This is a genomic window from Bacillus sp. JST-5 (genome assembly GCF_057747715.1).
Genome location: NZ_JBYLHW010000138.1, coordinates 1 through 1,695 on the forward strand (window position 1 = coordinate 1; position 1,695 = coordinate 1,695).

A 1,695-nucleotide genomic window follows, 5' to 3' on the forward strand; every position below is an offset into this window, starting at 1 on the left:
CCCACCACTATCTGAAAAATTTCCATTTTAGGGGTGGACTTTTCGTGATGTCCCTAGATAATGGTTTTAAGGATCATTTGGGGAAATCCTTCTTCCTCCTGTAGCTTGACTACTATTGAAGTCTGTTTCTCCAGCTCTTGTTTGAACTTCTAACCCGCAGGCTGTTCCCTCTGGCAACCCATGCTGGAAGTGGCAGCTTCCAGGCAGCTCATGGATCAGAGCGAGTTCTCATACGCGAGGGTGATTGATCAACAAGTGCGCTGGGGACATCCCGAAGAGTCCTTCCCCTGATCCTAAAATGAAAGGAGGTTTCTCCCATGAAGTTATTTGTCGGAATAGACGTCAGCTCTCAAGATATGAAAGCTTGTGTCATGAATTTAGATGGTGAAACATTATCTTCTCTAACTGTTGAAAACAATTTAACTGGGGCATCTTATCTACGAAATCAAATCGTGGATATTGCCCGAAAAAACTTGATTCAAGAGATTCAAATCGGGATGGAAGCCACATCGGTTTACAGTTGGCACCCAGCCATGTTCTTTCATGAAGATGAATCTCTGAAGAAGTTTAATACAAAAGTATTTACGATTAACCCAAAACTAATTAAGAAGTTTAAGGAGTCCTATACCGATCTCGATAAAACAGACCATATCGATGCCTGGATTATTGCGGATCGACTCCGTTTCGGACGCCTTCGACTTTCTGCTGTCATGCAGGAACAATATATTGCCCTTCAAAGGTTAACGAGAATGAGATATCATCTCGTTCACAATTTAACTCGTGAAAAACAGTATTTCCTCCAAAACCTTTTTTACAAGTGTAGTTCTTTTACAGCTGAAGTGAAAAGTTCCGTGTTTGGAAACGCCATGATGGAGCTGTTACTCGAAAAGTATAGCCTGGATGAAATCAGCTCCATGGATCTCCAGGAACTTGCGCATTATCTTCAGGAAAAGGGCAAAAACCGCTTTACTGATGCCGAATGTATAGCCAAATCTATTCAAAAGGCAGCCAGATCTTCTTATCGTTTATCCAAGTGTGTAGAAGACTCGATTGACCTTTTGTTGGCGACTTCCATTGAGTCCATTCGAAGTATTACCAAGCAGATCAAGGAATTGGATAAAGCCATTCAAAAGCTATTAGAGGGCATTCCAAACACTTTACAGACGATCCCTGGCATCGGACCCGTTTATTGTGCCGGAATATTAGCTGAAATTGGACAAATTGAACGCTTTGATAATCAAGCATCATTAGCGAAATATGCCGGGTTAACATGGTCCAAACATCAATCAGGAAAGTTTCAGGCAGAGGAAACAAACATGATACGATCAGGAAACCATTATCTTCGTTACTACCTAGTTGAAGCTGCCAACTCGGTACAACGAAATGAACCTGAATTTCGGGCATATTACCTGAAAAAGTATCATGAAGTTCCAAAGCACCAACATAAAAGAGCACTCGTCTTAACCGCAAGAAAACTTGTGCGTTTGGTCGATGCGCTGCTACGTAACGACCAAATTTACACGCCTAGAAGGAAGGTGAATAAATAGGGAATAACAAAACCCTAAATCCTTCTATAATTTCCAGTAAATGTAATTCGTTTCACTGGGTTTCTTTAGTATTGCCTTTTTTAGAACTTTTGCGGTTTAGAATTTCCAATTCCTTTGATTTTGGTGCTTGACATATTACCGCAGGACT

General features: G+C 41.1%; 1 protein-coding gene. It reads left to right on the forward strand.

Annotated features, from left to right (window positions below; genetic code table 11):
* Nucleotides 1-317: 317 nt before the first annotated feature.
* On the forward strand, nt 318-1,547 hold the full coding sequence (locus AC3ASS_RS14140; protein ID WP_488284146.1) for an IS110 family RNA-guided transposase: 1,230 nt from the start codon (nt 318-320) through the stop codon (nt 1,545-1,547).
* Nucleotides 1,548-1,695: the final 148 nt, after the last annotated feature.